Raw genomic sequence first — 18,210 nt, forward strand, 5'->3', positions numbered from 1 at the left:
TAATGCCTCCTTCTTCTTCTATTTGTATGGAAAAGGGAAAGCCCGTGGGCTTTCCCTCTATGTGCTTGAGATCTCTAATTACTCATCGATCTTTAATACTGCCATGAACGCTTCTTGAGGGACTTCAACGCTACCAACCTGTTTCATGCGTTTCTTACCCTCTTTCTGCTTCTCAAGCAGCTTACGCTTACGAGAAATATCACCACCGTAGCACTTAGCGAGAACGTTCTTACGTAATGCTTTAACCGTCTCACGGGCTACTACCTTCGTACCAACTGAAGCTTGAATAGGAATCTCGAACATTTGACGAGGAATCAACTGACGTAGCTTCTCGCAAATGATCCGTCCCCGATGGTAAGCACGGTCACGGTGAACGATGAAGGATAGAGCATCCACTTGTTCACCATTGAGCAAGATTTCCATTTTGACGAGATTAGATCTCCGGTAACCCGATACTTCGTAATCAAATGAAGCATAACCTTTCGTGCCGGACTTCAATTGATCAAAGAAGTCATACACGATTTCCGACAACGGAACTTGATAAATAATGGTAACCCGTGTCGTATCAAGGTATTCCATGTTGACAAACTCGCCGCGCTTCGATTGGCAAAGCTCCATAACGGTACCTACATAATCATTCGGCACAATAATTGAAGCCTTCACGTACGGTTCTTCAACATAATCGAGCTTACCCGCTTCTGGATAGTTAGATGGATTATCAATTGAAATTGTCTCTCCATTTGTTAGTGTTACGTGATAAATAACGCTTGGTGCGGTCGTAATGAGCGGAATATTGAATTCGCGTTCAATACGTTCCTGAATAACATCCATGTGGAGTAATCCAAGGAATCCGCAACGGAAACCGAAACCAAGTGCGCTCGACGTTTCCGGCTCCCAACTAAGCGACGCATCATTAAGTTGTAGCTTCTCTAATGCTTCACGAAGATCGTTATAATCCGATGTTTCGATCGGATATAATCCGCAATAAACCATTGGATTGATTTTACGATAACCAGGCAGCGGCTCTGCTGTTGGATTCTTAGCATCCGTTACTGTATCCCCGACTCTGGTATCACCCACAGTCTTCATACCAGCAACGAAAAATCCTACATCGCCGACGTTCAATTCATCTACCGTTGTCATGCGCGGCATAAATGCCCCAACCTCAATAACCTCAAACGTTTTGCCTGTAGCCATCATTTTGATCTTCGAGCCTGCTTTGATCTGCCCGTCCATTACCCGAACGTATACGACTACTCCCTTATAAGGGTCATAATGCGAATCAAAAATAAGCGCTTTGAGCGGTTGTTCAGGGTCACCCGTAGGTGCAGGCACCTTTGCAACGACCTGTTCCAATATTTCCTTAATCCCGATTCCTGCTTTTGCTGAAGCGTGTACGGCCTCACTTGCGTCTAACCCGATCACGTCTTCGATTTCCTGCTTCACCCGGTCAGGATCAGCGCTTGGCAAATCGATCTTGTTGATTACAGGCAAAATCTCTAGATTATTATCTAGCGCCAAGTACACGTTAGCCAGTGTCTGCGCCTCAATACCTTGTGCCGCATCTACTACCAAGAGTGCCCCTTCACAAGCCGCAAGGCTACGGGATACTTCATACGTGAAATCGACGTGTCCCGGTGTATCGATCAGGTTCAACAAATACTCCACACCGTCATCTGCACGATACGTCAAACGTACAGCCTGCAGTTTGATCGTAATCCCACGTTCGCGTTCTAAGTCCATATTATCCAGAACTTGCTCCTGCATCTCACGCGAAGTTAGCGCCCCCGTAAATTCTAGAATACGGTCAGCTAATGTCGATTTACCATGGTCTATATGTGCAATGATACTGAAATTTCGAATCTTCTGTTGTCTCGCTCTGATATCCGTCATCCTTACCCCCACCACAAATCCATTGAAGTACAATCAATTCATTATATCAGTTGAAGGGAAGGGCGGCAATGCTGGCTAATAATTATGAACGGCTAGAAATATTTGGCTGAAATCGTCTGATAGTGGTATCAACATGAAAACCTCCGGAGTCGTGTAGCTCCAGAGGTTTTGACAAAATAATTACTGCGTTACTTATACCGCCTTACTTCGTCGCCCAAACTTCGTCAATATTCCCTGTAGCGGTTCCTTCCGTTCCGTTTGGAGTAACGAACTGAATTCCTATCTCTTTAACGATTTTTAGATCTTCTGCCTTAAATTTCGTAAGGTCAATCTCAAAAAGTGTGAATCCCTCTTCATCCGTAATAGCTGAGTCGGTAGCATTCCAAGTCCAAGCTTCCGTCGTTTTAATAAACACCTTAGCCTGAACGTTCGAAATATCGGATACAATCTTCACCTTAGCACTGAGTTTGGAGAAACCACTAAGATCCAGATTAGCGACTTTAGAAGCTGCAATCCAAGGATCAACATCACTTGCCTTCCAAGAGAAATCCACCTTCAAGACATTTGATGATACTCCGCCTTCTGTATACACAGCTTGTGTGGCTGTGGAGCCCGAAGTTGCTGTCCACCCTTCAGCATCAGTTTCAAAATCGTACTTAACGACTGGAGTAACCGGGGTAACCCCAGCTAAAGTAACATCTTTTAAATACAACTCCGCTGTACCCCCATCGTTGGAGATAGCTTCGATTTTAATTCCAATGGCTCCTATTTCTTTGAGATCTTTTGATTCAAGAGCGCTCAAGGGAATAGTCACTGTTGTATATCCGTTGGAACCAATTTCTAACAAAGTACCACTATCATGCCATTTCCAAGCTGATCCGGACTTAAAGAATAGACGTGCCTTTGCTGTGCCCTTGGTCAATTTAATTTGCGCACTGATACTGTCGAGTCCTGACAAATCCAAACTCGACGGATACACAACTAGTTCAAATGCTTCATTTGAAACTCCATCCACATTCTCACCCGTATTTTCCAAAGCAAATGAAGTACTTAGCACCTGTTCTGAATCTGCATACGTTGGAGCTTGTGCTTTGGCTGTATTACTCTCGATCTTCCAGCCCGCAATATCTACGATAGATTTGAATTCATACAGAACACCCGGCGCATGCCCAGGTCCTTCTGATCCTTCACCATTGTCTGGGACTACAGGAAGAGAACTGTCGTACATCGCTCGAATCTCATCGAGATACAACGAACCCTTATGCCCACTACCATCCATCGAATTCACATAGATATTAAAACTCTGCACCTTTTTGAGACTGTCTTTATTGATTGGTCCACCGGAACCATGGTTAACTACAAACTCACTAAATGGAATAGTTAACTCTCCAGAGCTGTTAGGATTCAAATCTGGATATGCCTCATAATAGCTGCCGTTCATGACAATTTGTATAACCAATTTTAAACTTTGACCATCCTTTGCATAGGATAATCCGTCAGAATCAACCCATAATTGTAGACCATTATAATCTGACCAGTTCACGGAACCTAGACTTTTTCCGATCCCCGCATATCCCGCTGTGCTTAAGTCGTATTGCAGCTTCATACCATAATCCCCAGCGCCTTTATGTTCCTCGCTCAATGCTACGCTGACATCATCTCCACCTGCTTTTGGATACTTTGCGACTAATGCATCGTTACTTCCATCATAAGACTCAAAATCATCAACAAGAGAAACATCAACCACTGGAGCTGTAAAAGTGCTATACAGGCTAACATCATCGATATAGATGGACAAGCCATCTTGGGAAACCAATCCACTACCAACTAATGAAATCGCTAACCCCGTAGCTTCTGCTGATTTCTCTGGGTTATCCAGTTCAATTGAAATTTCATATTTGTAATATTGGACTCCTTCAATCACTACCTGTTCAAGATCAGACAATGATTTATACGTAGTGTCCATTCCGTATTTCCCATTCCAATCATCAGGCAGCATCACAACAGCGCGGATTGCGGCGTTATTATCATCATTCTGCGCAGCAACAGGGATCAGCGCATTAAATTTAACCCGCGTAACCTCAGCTAGATCAACTCCCGCTAACGCTTCTGCCTTCAATTCTAGCTTCAGTTCTTGCCATGTATCACTTGCTACCAAGCCGTCCGAGACCCCAATCTCCAGCTTGCCATTACCATCAACAACCGAATGCCCCAGCTCCATTTGGATTGTTGATGGATAAGTTCCATTGTTCTGTATCTGAGTGATACTCTCAGGTGTATCAAATGCAAGCTGTTTGATCAACAATTCCCCAACTTTGACAAATACCGATATGCTTTGTTCTAAAGTAGTTTTTCCCGCATAAGCTCGCACTGTAATATCTGCTGTCTTCCCGTTTTGACTCGCCTCCGGTGTCCATGGCGCCGAGTAATATCCATCACTATCTAATGTCATTTCAATCTCAGTTATCGTTGAACCACTAACGGTGTAAGTAACCTTAGTCGGTACTACATTCTGCACTTTGGTCCGAATGATAGTAGTTGACTCCGTTACCGTACCAATGTTAGTCGGTGATACGATATGAATAAATGGTTGTTTTGTAGATACCGTAACCTGACGATTGTATACATTCTGACCTTTGACTTCACTTGCAAACGCTGTGTAAGGATCTTTATAGAAGTTAATGAAGTCTGGAAGAAGTTCATGATCACCTAATGTCGCTGCATTGTGATATGGCACATATAAATTATTGCCTTCGCCAAAGTTCGCCCAAGTCAACATATAGGCTATTCTTCTTGCATCAGGATCATTTTGAATCGCCTTCAATATTTTCGTAAACCATTCTTTTTCGTTGTTTCCCGTTGTTTTCATACCTGCTGCACTGTATCCATATTCAGATAAGGTAGCAATTTTCCCTTTACGATCAGCAAGCTTGGAGATCATTTTCAAGTCTTTAACAAGACCGTTCAGGAATCCCTCACTCCCGGCATTTTCCTTGTTATCGTATTGATCCATCCCAAGGATATCTACGTAATAATCGCCAGGATAGGTGGTTAAGTACTCATTCTCATTTCCGTTAAAAGTTCCATTTGGAGAGTATACGTATAAAAAGTTGCGCACTCCCTTAGTATCTCTTAAATACTCCACTGTATATCTGTACAGCTCAATATATTCGCTTTTGGTAGTTGTTGAAGCTCCCCACCAAAACCATCCACCATTTTGTTCATGAAAAGGACGGAATAATACAGGTATAAGCTTACCGTTATCATCCTTTAACTGATTTGCAAAGCTCGCAATGCGGTCCAAATATTGGTTGAACTCACTGTTCTTATCCCCACCTGGTAAAATACGTGTAACAACGGACTGAGTGGCACCTTCAGTATTAGAAGTATCTTTAAAATCGCCGCCAGTTACAGGGTTGTAAGGATGCGTACTTAAAGTGACAATTCCACCAAGGTCATACGCTTCCTTCATCGCGGCCGAAAGACCTTTACGACTAGCTTCATAATTACCAGATACGCCTGGCGGGTTCTCGTGTCCATCCAAACTGAGCGTATCCCAACCAAATACGGCTGGATAATCACCAACGGAATTTTTCACATCCGAAATCACTTTACCTTGAGCATCTTTTCCGGCAAAGGATACTGTCGTGTCATGTTGGTGACCAAACAGAACACTTTTACCACGGACTTCATTCAGATAACTGAACAAAGATTTAGTCTCTGCAGTAGCCTGCGAATCTACTAGATTGATGCTAGGGCTCACTGTGCCACCACCTGAGTTGTCTGATCCCCCTCCAGATCCACTACCCGCGATACCAATCACCGCGGTTCCATTATCTGACGAGACAATCGATTGAACCTTACCCTTATTAATAGTAACTGTTGTATTAGGCGGTATTAATTGCCCATTGACCTTCACCCCGTCAACTAAAACGGTTAAGCTGGTGATACTCCCCTCACCATCGATCGTTGTCCCACTTGCTTCACTTCCGATAACTACGCTTGTAATCGTGGTACCGTCTGCTATAAGTAATGAAGCTGGGGCATTCAACTGAATACTACTAATTGATGCACCTCTTTCAAGTACAAGAATAGACGCACTATCAACTACAACCTGGTCCATCGTAGTAGTTCCCGAAACCACTACACGAACTTTACCCGCAAGACGATTGACGACAACTTTCGTCAATTTGGAGTTATTGATCTTGATAGAATGCTCTCCACCGCCGGAAATGAACGTTGTTCCTAGTACCGTCACATTATCCAGCGTTACGTTACCCTCACCTATACCTGCTGCCAGGTATAAATTACCGGAGATTACAGTGTCCTTGAGTATAATATCTTCTTGATTGATGATGGCATGATTATTGATCTGACCCCCAGTAACGGTTCCCACCGAGGAGAAGAATCCCGGCAACAATAGATCCATCACTTTCATCAGTTCAGCCCTTGTAATCGTTTGATTTGGGCGGAAAGTACCATCAGGATAACCTTTCACCACATCACCTAGAGCAGCAACAGCTTCAAGAGCATAAGAACTAATAGATGAAGCGTCAGAGAAAGAGGTAGCTTTACCTTTATCCCCCGACTCCAATGATAGCGCTTTCGAAATTATGGTAACGGCATCTTGTCTTGTTAAGGAACTAGAAGCTTTAGCCAAATTTCCAGGATACCCTTGATAATATCCAGCCTGTTTGGCAATAGAAAAGGCATCATAGTACCAAACACCATTAGCTACATCAGAGAAGCCTTCTTCCGATTTCATATCATAACCAAACATTTTGTTAATGATCGTAACCATTTCAGCTCTACTCACTTGATCGTTAGGGTGGAATGAACCATCAGGATAACCCTGAACAATACCCTCGCCCACCCATTTGTCGATACTGTCCTGAGCCCAATTCGTCTTAGAGAGCCCTTGATTTGAAGACGCTGCGGATGCGCCTAAACTTGGAATTACAGCCAAACATAATAGAATTAACGTTAGAAAAATGCTAATACTCTTTTTTGCAAATCTCATTTTCATCCCCCTCGAATATTAGTTAAGTACACATCTATATAAACCCCCTTACATTTAACAAATAATGGATGTTAATTCCAACCATAATTTGTATAGGGGAATTGATGTATTCTAGTAACCATGTAATGCACATATTTCGAGTTACAACGTGAACATTTTCAACTTTTCTTTCAGCCTGGTGGAGGCATTCTCTAATTTACCGGATAGTTCCACTAGCAACTCACTAACGTTCTCCTGTTCCCCACTAAGTGAAGCTACCTCCTGTGATGTCGCTGACGACTGTTCGGCGATTGTACTAACATTGTTCATTGCTTCTGATAATACGGTCTGAGATTCGTTCAATCCTTCGATTGATGTAGTAATGGTTTCTAGCCGATTAAGGAAGCTATCCATTTGCCCCTGTACTGAAATAAAAATTTCGTTCGTATCTTTCACTGCATTCACTTGCTGTCCGTAGAGTGGCAATACTTCGGATAGTACAGTGACCGTGTCTTTCATTTCACTCATAATGCCATCGGTAATTTGGCCAACCATATCGATTGATTGTCTAGATTGTTCTGCTAACCCGCGAATCTCGTCTGCAACTACCCTGAATCCTTTGCCGGCAGTCCCAGCTTTAGCTGCCTCGATCGTAGCATTCAACGATAAGATATTTGTTTGCTTCGTAATATTCTGCATGACTTCAAGTATCTTCATGACAGATGAAACCGTCTCATTCAGTGCATTCACTTTTCCTAACAATATTCCGGTTGAGTGTTCTGTGATATTTGTTTTCTCAAGTAATTTATCTAGTTGGACTATTCCCCGTTCACTGGATCTCCCGACCAAATTAGCAGCCTCCCTCATCTCAATATTAGCCGCGTTTACCCGTTCCATTTCGTTAGAGATTTGATCCGTGAGTTCGCTCCCGTGATCGGCTTCTTGAGCCAGATTCGTAGCTCCGATCGCAATTTCCTCCGTCGCCGTCGCAATTTCTTTGGCAGATAGGGCCGTTTTTCTTGATGCATCACTAAGTTCCCCAGCTGACTCCAATACTTCATGGGCCGTTTGATTCGTCTGTTCAACTAATGAAGTAATTTGCTCCATCATGTCGTTGAACGAAGATGATAACTGACCAATCTCGTCCAGGCCCCGCTTCTGCATTCTGACATTCAGGTTCCCTTTCGCCGCTTTTTGCATCAGACTCTGCATGGTTTTAAGTGGATCGGCGATCGTTCTAGCCATCCAAATCCCGATAAGCAAAGCGATAAGAGCGACGATCCCGGCCGTAAAATATGTAGTTGAGAGTATTTTGCTGACATCGCGTACTAGATAGGCAACAGGTACAACACTGACCAGTCTCCAATTCGTGAGATTGAGTGTACTGTATACAGTTAGAACTTCATTTCCGTTTGTATGGTTGCTCTTGATACTCCCTTGGCTATTCAGTAATTCGTCCCCTTTAAAGATGTCTTCCGAATTAAATTGCTCTGTATCATCTGAGGAAGCGATTATCTGTTTATCAGGAGTGACCAATTGAAGAAGTGATTGATCGCCCAAATCCACCTTTTTTAACTCATCCGTCATTATAGATGCTCTTATATCCACCACAATGGTATATGGGATGCCTGTATTCGCCAGCGTTTTAGCTAAACGAAATACAGATGATGAATTGGACTCATCACTTTTCTCTCCTGCCATCCATGTAGATTTTTTCGTTTGCATCAACGTTTCATACCATTCACTATCTTTAACTCCGTTCAGAAACCCTTCGGCTTCTGTTCCTGAAACCACATTGGCCATGACATCGTTTTTGGGAATGATATATGCAGCGAGAACTCCTGGATTAGCAAATACCCAATTACCTAATTCAGCAGATATTTTTTGCTTGAGAACAATTTGCTGACGACTATCTGTACTCTCTAACGAGGCTTGCCTGACCATATCCTGAAGTTCACTGGTAAACAGTGACTGCTGAAGAGAATCCTCATAACGCTGCAATAAAAGTTCCAACTTCTCTGCTGTTAAGCTTACGGTTTGTTGCGTGGTTAGCTGGGCATTTTTCTGGATCGTGTTCTTTGACATCTCGTACGATACAATCCCTAGACTTAGCACAAAGATCATAGTCGCCATAAAAAAAATGACAAACAAACGAGCACCTACCGATTTTGAAGGATTAAAACCCATGTTTCGGAGCCATGATGTCTTTTCATTCGTCGCTTGCACCAGATTGTTCATACAATTAATTATCTCCTTTTAAATAGACTTGTACGTGAAGCCGATTTAGAAGAACGGTGAACTATTCTTACAGTTTCAGAAACTCTTGTAATGTGCGATCGCTTAGACGAGGCAAATACTCATGACCATACTCGTAATAAACGAGTAACTCCTTATCGGATGTGATTTTGTTATAAGCTGCAAACTGAGTGGACGGCGGACAGACTGTGTCAGATAAACCTGTTACAAACAGGACTTTAGCTTGAATACGATCTGCCAAATTCTGAATATCAATTAGTCCGAGCTTATTGAACAATTCATCCTCGCGATGATGATGTGGATCGAAGAAACGGAAATAATAGGACAATTCTTCGTAAGCAGATGTTGTGATATCGAGTTCCCAAGCCCTGCGATAATCAGACAAAAATGGATAAACAGGAATCGCTAGCTTCACACGTGGTTCTAGTCCAGCACAAGCGATCGTTAATGCCCCACCTTGAGAGAGACCATGTACTCCGATTCGTTCTGGATCAATGTGTTCCATGGACATCAGAATTCTAACGGTCTGTACGGTATCAAGAAATACATTCCTGAAATACAATTTATCAGGATCAGGGTCATCCACACCGCGAATAATATGCCCACGAATCGTCGTTCCCTGAACGGTCAGGTTATCTTCCGAAAGGCCGCCTTGGCCACGGCAATCCATTGCAAGTACCGAAATACCATGTGCAGCAAAGGTCACTTTATCTATCCAATCTCCACTATCACAGGCATAGCCGTGGAAGTAAGCCATTCCAGGTCCTTTCTCTTTGATTATGCTAGGTTTAACATATTTAGCGTGTATTCTCGCTCCACCGACGCCGGTAAAGTACAAATGGTAACACTCTGCATGTTCACTCTTGAAATCAGCAGGCACTAACTCGTATTCTAATGACACTCCATCTAACTCTTGTAAAGCCTTCTCCCAATATGCATTGTAATAATCCGGTCTAGGACTGCTACCACTGTATTTCTTCAGTTCTGCTAAAGTCATATCGTTAGCCAACTTCATTCCTCCTAAATAAACAAAAACGGATTAATCGCAAGATATAATCCGTTTTTATTTTGAATATTTATGTCTACACTTTATTGCGAATTAGATAATACCAATTTCCGCGTCATCAGCCACTACTTCATTCGTCTCAATCACATAGTCCACGATTTCTTGCACTGTCGTATAAGCTACTCCAACATAGGTATCTGCCGCTCCGTAGTAAATTGCGATTCTGCCACTCTCCGCATCAAAAAGTGTTGAGCATGGGAACACCACGTTATTTACAAACCCTCTCTCTTCATACCATTCTTCCGGTGTTAATACGTAGGTACTAGAGCGGTATTTGACCTTCGATGGTTCTTCCAGATCAAGAATCACCGCCCCCATACTGTACACAAATCCGTTGCATGTTCCAGTTACACCATGGTAGAACATCAACCAGCCCTCTGTCGTTTCGATCGGGGCCGGACCGCCGCCAATTTTGACAGATTGCCACCAGCCTTGACCACCTTTGGTCATGACGTGACGATGTTTACCCCAATATACAAAGTCCGGACTTTCACTCAGAAACACATCGCCAAATGGCGTATGCCCACTGTCACTCGGACGAGATAACATCACGAAATTATCATTAATCTTTCTCGGAAAGAGTACCCCATTACGGTTAAATGGTAAGAATGGATTATCCAGACGGACAAACGTCCTGAAATCATCTGTCTTTGCGACACCTATTGCTGCGCCGTAGAAATCAGTGCACCAGATAATATAGTAAGTACCTTCTACCTTTACTAATCGCGGATCATACGCGTAGTTCGGTTGGAATGGCTGCCCTTTTTCATTAACAAATTCAATTCGTTCCTCTTCAATTTTCCAGTTCAGCGCATCGTCACTCCAGCCCATATGTAAATGAGGACGGCCATTGATCGTTTCTGCACGGAACACACCAACAAAACGATCTTCATAGGCGGCAACAGCGCTATTGAATATGCGCGCGATCCCTTTAGCAGGGTTTCTATTGATTACCGGGTTATCACTATGTCTCCACACGGGACCCACAGCGCTCTCCGGTTTGTTTTGCCAAGGCATATTCGGTAGATTTTCTCCAATAATTTTCACTTCTGTCATGATGTAAAACTCCTTCCGCAAATTACGTAATTATTTTTATTTTTCTGAACCCTGTGCAAATCCGTTGTATATATATTTTTGTAATGATATGAACGCAATTAGAATCGGAACAATCGTAATCATAATAGCCGCGCAAATGACTTCCCATTGTGAGCCATATGGACCTTTAAATTTATACAAGGCTGTCGAGATTACTTGTAACTCCTCACTTGGCATGTAAAGGAAAGGAGTGTAGAAGTCATTGTAAACATTAACACCTTTAATAATGATGACGGTTACTATCGCTGGGGCTAGCAATGGCAGAATAATTCTTCCATAAATCGTGAAATAAGAGGCGCCATCTAACATCGCAGATTCATCAAGAGATTCAGAGATCGTGTCCAAAAACTGCAAGAAAATATATACGGCTATGATATCGGTCCCGAGATAGAGAAGAATTGGAGCAAAACGCGTATCAACCAAATGAAATGCATTGATGATCCGAAATGTAGCAACTTGGGTCGTTACACTTGGGATTAAAGTAGCCAGTAAGAATGCCCCCATTAACAATTTACTCCCGCGGAATTTGAAACGGTTCAATACATAAGCGATCATAGAACCAATCAATGATGCACCAATGATTGACACAACTACAATAAATACGGTATTTCCGAATCCAAGCAACATCTTTCCTTCTACAAATGCCTTGGTATAGTTAGCGAAATTCGTCCAACTTTCAGGAGGAGTCAGCGGACCCGTGGACCCATATTCTTTGTTTGTCTTCAGTGAGGCGAACAGAACGACGACAATCGGTACAAGCGCAACGAATGCTCCTAGGAGCAACGTTATATACTTAAACACACCCGATGTGGCATATTTCAGTCTATACATGTTATTTATCCTCCTTGATCAGCGCCTTCTGAAGTACCGTCACAAGAACGACGATGATAAGCAGCACCACAGCCATGGCGGAAGCCATACCTAATTTGTTATATTTAAAGGCCGTAGTCACAGTTTGAATAACGAACGTGTTACTGCCGTTTGAGCCATTAGTCATAATATAAGGAATGTCAAACGCACTGATCGCACCACTAATAGCTAAGATCAGGTTTAACTGTAGAATTTTTTGAATACTAGGAATAATGATATGCACAAATTGATGCCAACGATTCGCACCATCAATATCCGCAGCTTCGTATATATCTTTGCCGATCGATGAGATCGCGCCCAAGAATATAATGAAGTTAAACCCCATATATCTCCAAACTGAAGCGCCAGATAGTGAAATGTTAATAATTTTTGGATTCAGGAGCCAACCTTGCGTGAAGTCCCCAAGACCAATAAATTGTAATACCGTATCTAAAGTGCCATCCGCTCTGAAGAAAAAGAGGAAAATAAAACCGATAGCTACACCATTCATAAGAAAAGGGAAAAATAGTACCCCTTTAAAAAAGTTCTTGAATCGAGTCTTAAAACTTAGAATTGTAGCAAAATATAAAGCTAGCCCCATCTGTACAAAGGTTGCTCCAAAATAGTACAAAGCGACCTTAAACACAGTAAAATATTTAGAATCCGTAAATATCGTTTTGTAGTTTTCAAGGCCGACATGATCATAAGTCTTACTGTATCCGTTCCAGTTTGTGAAGCTGTACTTAAACATGTTGAAAACCGGTAAATAAGCAAATGTAATTAGCAAGGCCACAGGAATAATTGAAAAAGCTACAATGATGATTCGACGCTGCGTCTTATAAGTTAAATTTTTGAACACCACTCACACCTCCAAGGAACTAACTCTACTCTATCTAAATCTATATCTTTCATTTGAAAGATAAGGGAAACGCACTTCAAGCGCGTTCCCCACCTTCTATTCAACACTTACTTATTTCACGACTTTCGCGCGAGATTTAACCCAAGCATCATTCAAATCTTTCATAATATCATCGTAAGAGTCTTTCAAGTTACCAATTCCCGCTTCGATAATACGTTTCTTGAATTCCGGCTGCCACAGACCGATTTCTGCATCTTTATCGATCTTATCAACAAAACCTTCTTGCCCAGCTTGAGCTGGTGTCTGCAATTCGAATTTCACATCCGTGCCTTCAAATTGTTTCAATGTAGCAGGTAATTCAGCTCCAACAACAGGGCTCATTCCACCTGCTTGTTCTGTTGGATAACCTGATTTGTTAATGAACCAATCCAACCATGCTCTTGCCGCTTCTTTGTTCTTACTGTGCACACTAATTCCTAGTGTATAATCGTCAGCTAGCGGCATGATAATTTCTTTAGCATTTGTAGGATAAGGCATGTAAGCGATGTCATCAGGATTCGCAGCCAAAGCTTGCACTTGGCCAATAGCCCAAGATCCAAGTACCATAGCGCCTATTTTCCCATTGGCCATATCGACTTTGGAAGCATCCCAGTTCGTCGTAGTCGGGTCAGGTTCGATCAAACCTTGTTTTGCAGCGTCGTACATGATTTTGTAAAGATCATAGTGAGGTTTACCTGGAACAAAATTATCATCCGAATTTACTTGGTCAATGTTCACATAATCAACGCTACCCGCCGCAGTAGTCAGTACAGCTTCCCATTGCGTCAACGGCCAGCCATCAGCATAGTTCGTATAGAGTGGAATAGCGTCACCTTTGTCCTTAATCGCTTTCAGTGCAGCCAGAAACTCATCTGGTGTTCTTGGAGCCGTTGTGATACCAGCATCTGAGAACACTTTCTTATTGTAGAGAATACCTGAGAAGTTAACAGCCGTTGGAAGACCATAAGCTTTACCATCAACCGCTCTCTCTTCCAGACCGATGTATTGTTTGCTCATTTCCGCCAAATCACCTAACGGCTCAAAGAATTGTGCCGTATCAGCAAGTGGAATACTAGTTGGTATCAACAGAACATCACCATAATCGTTAGAGTTCATTCGAACGGTAATTTGTCCTTCGTAGTCGGACAACCCTTGGAAGTTCACTTTTACATCCGGATATTCTTTGTTAAACTCAGTAGCATACTCTTTGAACACTGTATCTACAATATCTGTTCTTTGCGTAATTACGGTAATTTCACCGGAGATCTCCGGAGCCGCAGTTTCCTCAGGTTTGGCGGTTTCGCTCGTATTGGCCGAGTTAGTTGGCTTTGCACCTTCGTTCGAATTATTATTCTTCGAACCACATCCTGCTACCATCGTAAGCACGAGCACCAATGCCATTAAACCTAATAATGTTCTATTCCTTTTCATCTTTCTGCCCCTTTCGTTTACAAAATTAAGTTATCGATAAAGTACTTCTAAAGTCTATTATGCATACGCTTACTTGTCAATATTAAATTAATTAATTAAGTTATAAGTATACATATGTTAAGTTAGTATCACTTGATAATGTGTGAAAATTAGTTTCCTTTCTATTTAGAAAATAAAATTGTATACTATTGTCGAGAATTCACTAGCTGATCTCATAGAGATCAAGCTATACAGGATGGTGATTGGAATTATGAGAACTAATGTAACGATGCAGGATATCGCGAACAAACTAGGAGTCAGCAGTGTAACTGTATCTAAGGCCCTAAGCGATAAAGAAGGCGTTAGCGATAACCTAAAAATAAAGATCAAAAAGTTAGCCACAGAAATGGGGTACCGGTACAACTCTGCCGCTAAATCGATCAAGGATGGACTTTCCTATAATATTGGAGTCATGATTCCTCAGCGCTTTACCGGACCTAACGAGTCTTTCTACTTAAAGGTTTATCAACAAATCGCCCTTCATTTAGACAGTTATGGTTATTATGGTATTTTGAACATATTAAGTAATGAAGATGAACAGCTATTAAACTTCCCAAGAATTTATAGCGAGAACAAAGTAGACGGGATTATCATCTTGGGACAAGTTAGTAAGCAATATATAGAAACAGTTCAGAATATGGACTTGCCTAAGCTGTTTTTGGATTTTTATGATGAGCATGCTGCGATCGACTCAATTGTTACAGATAACTTTTATGGCGCATATGAAATAACCAATTATCTAATTCGTAGCGGACATCGTGAAATCGCCTATGTTGGAAATATTTATTCAACAAGCAGTATTCAGGACCGTTTTCTAGGTTACTATAAATCTTTACTTGAGCATGGACTAACTTTAGATCATCAGTTGCTACTCAACGATCGGGATGAGAATGGCAAATACATTGACATTGAATTACCCGAGGATATGCCTACAGCATTTGTATGCAACTGTGATCAGATCGCCTTTGAATTATGTGATCGTCTCAATTCAAAGGGGTTCAAAGTCCCTGAAGACTGTTCAGTGGTCGGGTTTGACAATGATATTTACGCAACTCTTTCGACTCCACAGCTTACTACTGTGGAAGTTGATATTGACCAAATGGCACGTACGGCCGTGAAATCAATCATGGAGAAAGTATCCAACCCGAATCGCCAAACCGGTCGAATCCTAGTTCAAGGTAAGATTATTTTCCGGGACTCTGTTCGCAAACTGAATGATGAATCCGCAACAACTAACGACTAAACTTACATTTCATCAAAAAAACCACCAATCGGTGGTTTTTTTGTTTTTTCTAGCATCCTATCTTAGTCACATTCTGCAATGCCTTAAAATTATCGAAAATTCATCTCAACTATATATTGTTATGTTATATAATAATATTTATAATAACAAATATAACAAAATAATAACAAAGGTTCATTTGTTATTATTACCCTTCTCTATCTGAACCACAAATTATACCCATTGAAGAAAGGTTGATGATATGAAACTGCAGGGATATATCGCAGGGATGACCTGGGGATTCATGGGCGAACGTGGCACTTGGGCCAACACTACTGCTGCATTTTCTATGGAGCAAATGTCAGCTACGACGCAAGTCAACTGGACCGCCATAGCCTTCTCAGCGATGCAAAAAACCGCTCATTCCACTGAAATCCCCTTCTGGGAGAATCCTACAGTAAGTGATGATGAGGTGAAATGGGCTATTCATAAAGCCCGATCACTAGGTTTGAAGATCTGTTTGAAGCCCATCGTCAATTGTTCTGACGGGACTTGGCGGGCTCATATTAATTTCTTTGACAAGGATGTACCTTGTGAGCCGAAATGGTCTCAGTGGTTCCATTCCTACAACCGTTACATCATCCATTACGCTAGAATCGCCGAAGAGACGGGATGCGAAATGTTCTGCATTGGCTGTGAAATGGTACAAACGGATCGCCGTGAGACAGAATGGCGCAACCTCATATCGGAGGTAAGGGCAGTCTACTCCGGACTTATCACCTATAACTGTGATAAATATCAAGAAGATAACGTATCTTGGTGGGATGCCTTGGACATCATTTCATCCAGCGGTTACTATCCCATCCATGATTGGGAACTACAGTTAGATCGGATAGAGACTGTCGTTATGGAATATAACAAGCCCTTCTTCTTCATGGAAGCAGGATGTCCAAGTCGGACAGGTTCAAGTGCTATTCCGAATGATTGGATGCTAGTCGGTAATCCCAACGAATCGGAACAGGCAGAATTTTACCGTACGATGTTCAGTGCTTGTGAGGCCAGGTCGTGGGTTCAAGGATTTATGCTCTGGGATTGGCCAGCAGTCCTTTATCCTCAGGAAATAGCCCCCACTAACGACGATTACTGTGTTTTCGGCAAAGAAGCTGAGTCTGTTATTGCAGAGCACTACGTTTCAAAGACCAGGGAATTCGTAGACGTAAAGGAGAGTGAAATAAATTAATGAATCATACAGATTGGAAGCGCCAACTTGAAGAGGAGTTACAAGATAATATATTGTCTTTCTGGCTTGAACACACGCTGGATGAAGTAAATGGTGGGTTTATCAGTCATATCGATCAAGCGATGAATAAAGATGACCAATCTGATAAAGGTCTCGTACTAACTGCCCGAATATTATGGACTTTCGCCGCAGCTTCCCGCAAGTATCCTAACAACAGGAAATACTTGGAGATGGCGGATCGGGCTTATACTTATCTGCAGAGTAAATTTGTAGATCCGGTGTACGGTGGATTATTTTGGACGGTCAATTATCAAGGGAATCCCATGCAGGATAAAAAGCAAGTATACGGTCAGGCTTTTGTTATATATGCGCTAGCTGAATATTTTTTAGCCACAGGCCGTGAGGAACTGAAGGATCAAGCCAGTGAGTTATTCTATCTGCTGGAGAAACATAGTTACGATTCTATAAACCAAGGATATGTTGAAGCATTAGCCAGAGATTGGCGGCAGACGGATGACTTAACGCTGAGCGATAAGGACCTGAATGAGAAGAAATCTATGAACACACATCTCCATGTTCTTGAGGCTTATACAAACCTATACCGAATTTGGCCTTCTGCTGATTTAAAAGAGAAGCTGAAAGAATTAATTGAAGTAACCATGAATCATATTATCGATCCGGATAGCTTCCACTTCCGTCTCTTCTTCGATGAAGAATGGACTATCAAGTCCCATCACATCTCCTACGGTCATGATATCGAGGGAAGTTGGTTACTCGTTGAAGCAGCCGAAGTTCTCGGTGATTCAGAGCTCTTGAGCCAGGTGCAACATATTGCCGTTCAGATGGCTGAAGCTGTTTTAGTAAAAGGCGTAGACGAAGATGGCGGTATCTGGAATGAAGCCGATGAGAGTGGTATTACAGACAGCAATAAAGATTGGTGGCCGCAAGCGGAAGCTATGATCGGCTTCTACAACGCCTTTCAATTGACAGGGGATTCCAAGTTTGAAGAAGCCTCCCTACGTTCATGGAACTTTATTCGTAATTATATTGTCGATCAGATTCACGGTGAGTGGTACTGGTCTGTCAACCAACAAGGAGTTCCCCTGACTCACGATCCCAAAGTAAGTGTCTGGAAATGTCCTTACCATAACGGGAGAGCATGCTTGGAAATGTTACATCGATTGAACAGTAATCACAACCATCATTCATAAAAAAAATATAT

Annotated in this window: 11 protein-coding genes; 3 read left to right on the top strand and 8 right to left on the bottom strand. The window is 42.1% G+C overall.

The features are described 5' to 3' along the window. Window positions 1-78: 78 nt before the first annotated feature. The 8 genes from lepA to NST85_RS21400 all read right to left on the bottom strand — a co-directional run bounded on the left by lepA (window position 79) and on the right by NST85_RS21400 (window position 14,487). A complete protein-coding gene (lepA, locus tag NST85_RS21365) occupies window positions 79-1,893 on the bottom strand; it encodes a translation elongation factor 4 (protein ID WP_341190326.1) in 1,815 nt (604 codons plus the stop codon). Window positions 1,894-2,095: 202 nt separating this feature from the next. Continuing rightward, window positions 2,096-6,913, bottom strand: a complete 4,818-nt coding sequence (locus NST85_RS21370; RefSeq protein ID WP_341190327.1) for a glycosyl hydrolase — start codon at window positions 6,911-6,913, stop codon at window positions 2,096-2,098. Window positions 6,914-7,054: 141 nt separating this feature from the next. After that, entirely contained in the window at window positions 7,055-9,130 is a 2,076-nt protein-coding gene (locus tag NST85_RS21375; protein ID WP_341190328.1) for a methyl-accepting chemotaxis protein, read from the bottom strand. A gap of 67 nt (window positions 9,131-9,197) precedes the next feature. Beyond that, complete coding sequence (locus NST85_RS21380) at window positions 9,198-10,157, bottom strand: alpha/beta fold hydrolase (RefSeq protein WP_127192269.1); 960 nt, start codon at window positions 10,155-10,157, stop codon at window positions 9,198-9,200. Window positions 10,158-10,247: 90 nt separating this feature from the next. After that, window positions 10,248-11,270 (bottom strand): glycoside hydrolase family 130 protein, encoded by a 1,023-nt coding sequence (locus NST85_RS21385; RefSeq protein ID WP_127192268.1) that lies wholly within the window; start codon window positions 11,268-11,270, stop codon window positions 10,248-10,250. Between the two features lie 36 nt (window positions 11,271-11,306). After that, complete coding sequence (locus tag NST85_RS21390; RefSeq protein WP_127192267.1) at window positions 11,307-12,140, bottom strand: carbohydrate ABC transporter permease; 834 nt, start codon at window positions 12,138-12,140, stop codon at window positions 11,307-11,309. Window position 12,141: 1 nt separating this feature from the next. Next, window positions 12,142-13,017, bottom strand: coding sequence for a carbohydrate ABC transporter permease (locus NST85_RS21395; RefSeq protein ID WP_127192266.1), 876 nt, complete (start codon window positions 13,015-13,017; stop codon window positions 12,142-12,144). A gap of 111 nt (window positions 13,018-13,128) precedes the next feature. Further along, the gene (locus NST85_RS21400) at window positions 13,129-14,487 is read right to left on the bottom strand and encodes an ABC transporter substrate-binding protein (protein ID WP_127192265.1); all 1,359 of its coding nucleotides are present in this window, start codon (window positions 14,485-14,487) and stop codon (window positions 13,129-13,131) included. Between the two features lie 250 nt (window positions 14,488-14,737). Between NST85_RS21400 and NST85_RS21405 the strand changes: the two genes are divergently transcribed. From NST85_RS21405 to NST85_RS21415, 3 genes are all read left to right on the top strand, one after another. Beyond that, window positions 14,738-15,769: a LacI family DNA-binding transcriptional regulator gene (locus tag NST85_RS21405; protein WP_127192264.1), complete on the top strand. Its 1,032-nt coding sequence runs from the start codon at window positions 14,738-14,740 to the stop codon at window positions 15,767-15,769. Window positions 15,770-16,010: 241 nt separating this feature from the next. Continuing rightward, window positions 16,011-16,988: a glycoside hydrolase family 113 gene (locus NST85_RS21410; RefSeq protein WP_341190329.1), complete on the top strand. Its 978-nt coding sequence runs from the start codon at window positions 16,011-16,013 to the stop codon at window positions 16,986-16,988. Then, window positions 16,988-18,199 carry an AGE family epimerase/isomerase gene (locus NST85_RS21415; protein ID WP_127192262.1) on the top strand — a complete coding sequence of 404 codons (1,212 nt, stop codon included), beginning with the start codon at window positions 16,988-16,990 and terminating at the stop codon, window positions 18,197-18,199. The genes NST85_RS21410 and NST85_RS21415 overlap by 1 nt, the downstream gene beginning before the upstream one ends. Window positions 18,200-18,210 lie beyond the last annotated feature (11 nt).

The organism is Paenibacillus sp. FSL K6-2524, assembly GCF_038005525.1.
Classification (GTDB): Bacteria; Bacillota; Bacilli; order Paenibacillales; family Paenibacillaceae; genus Fontibacillus; species Fontibacillus anaericanus.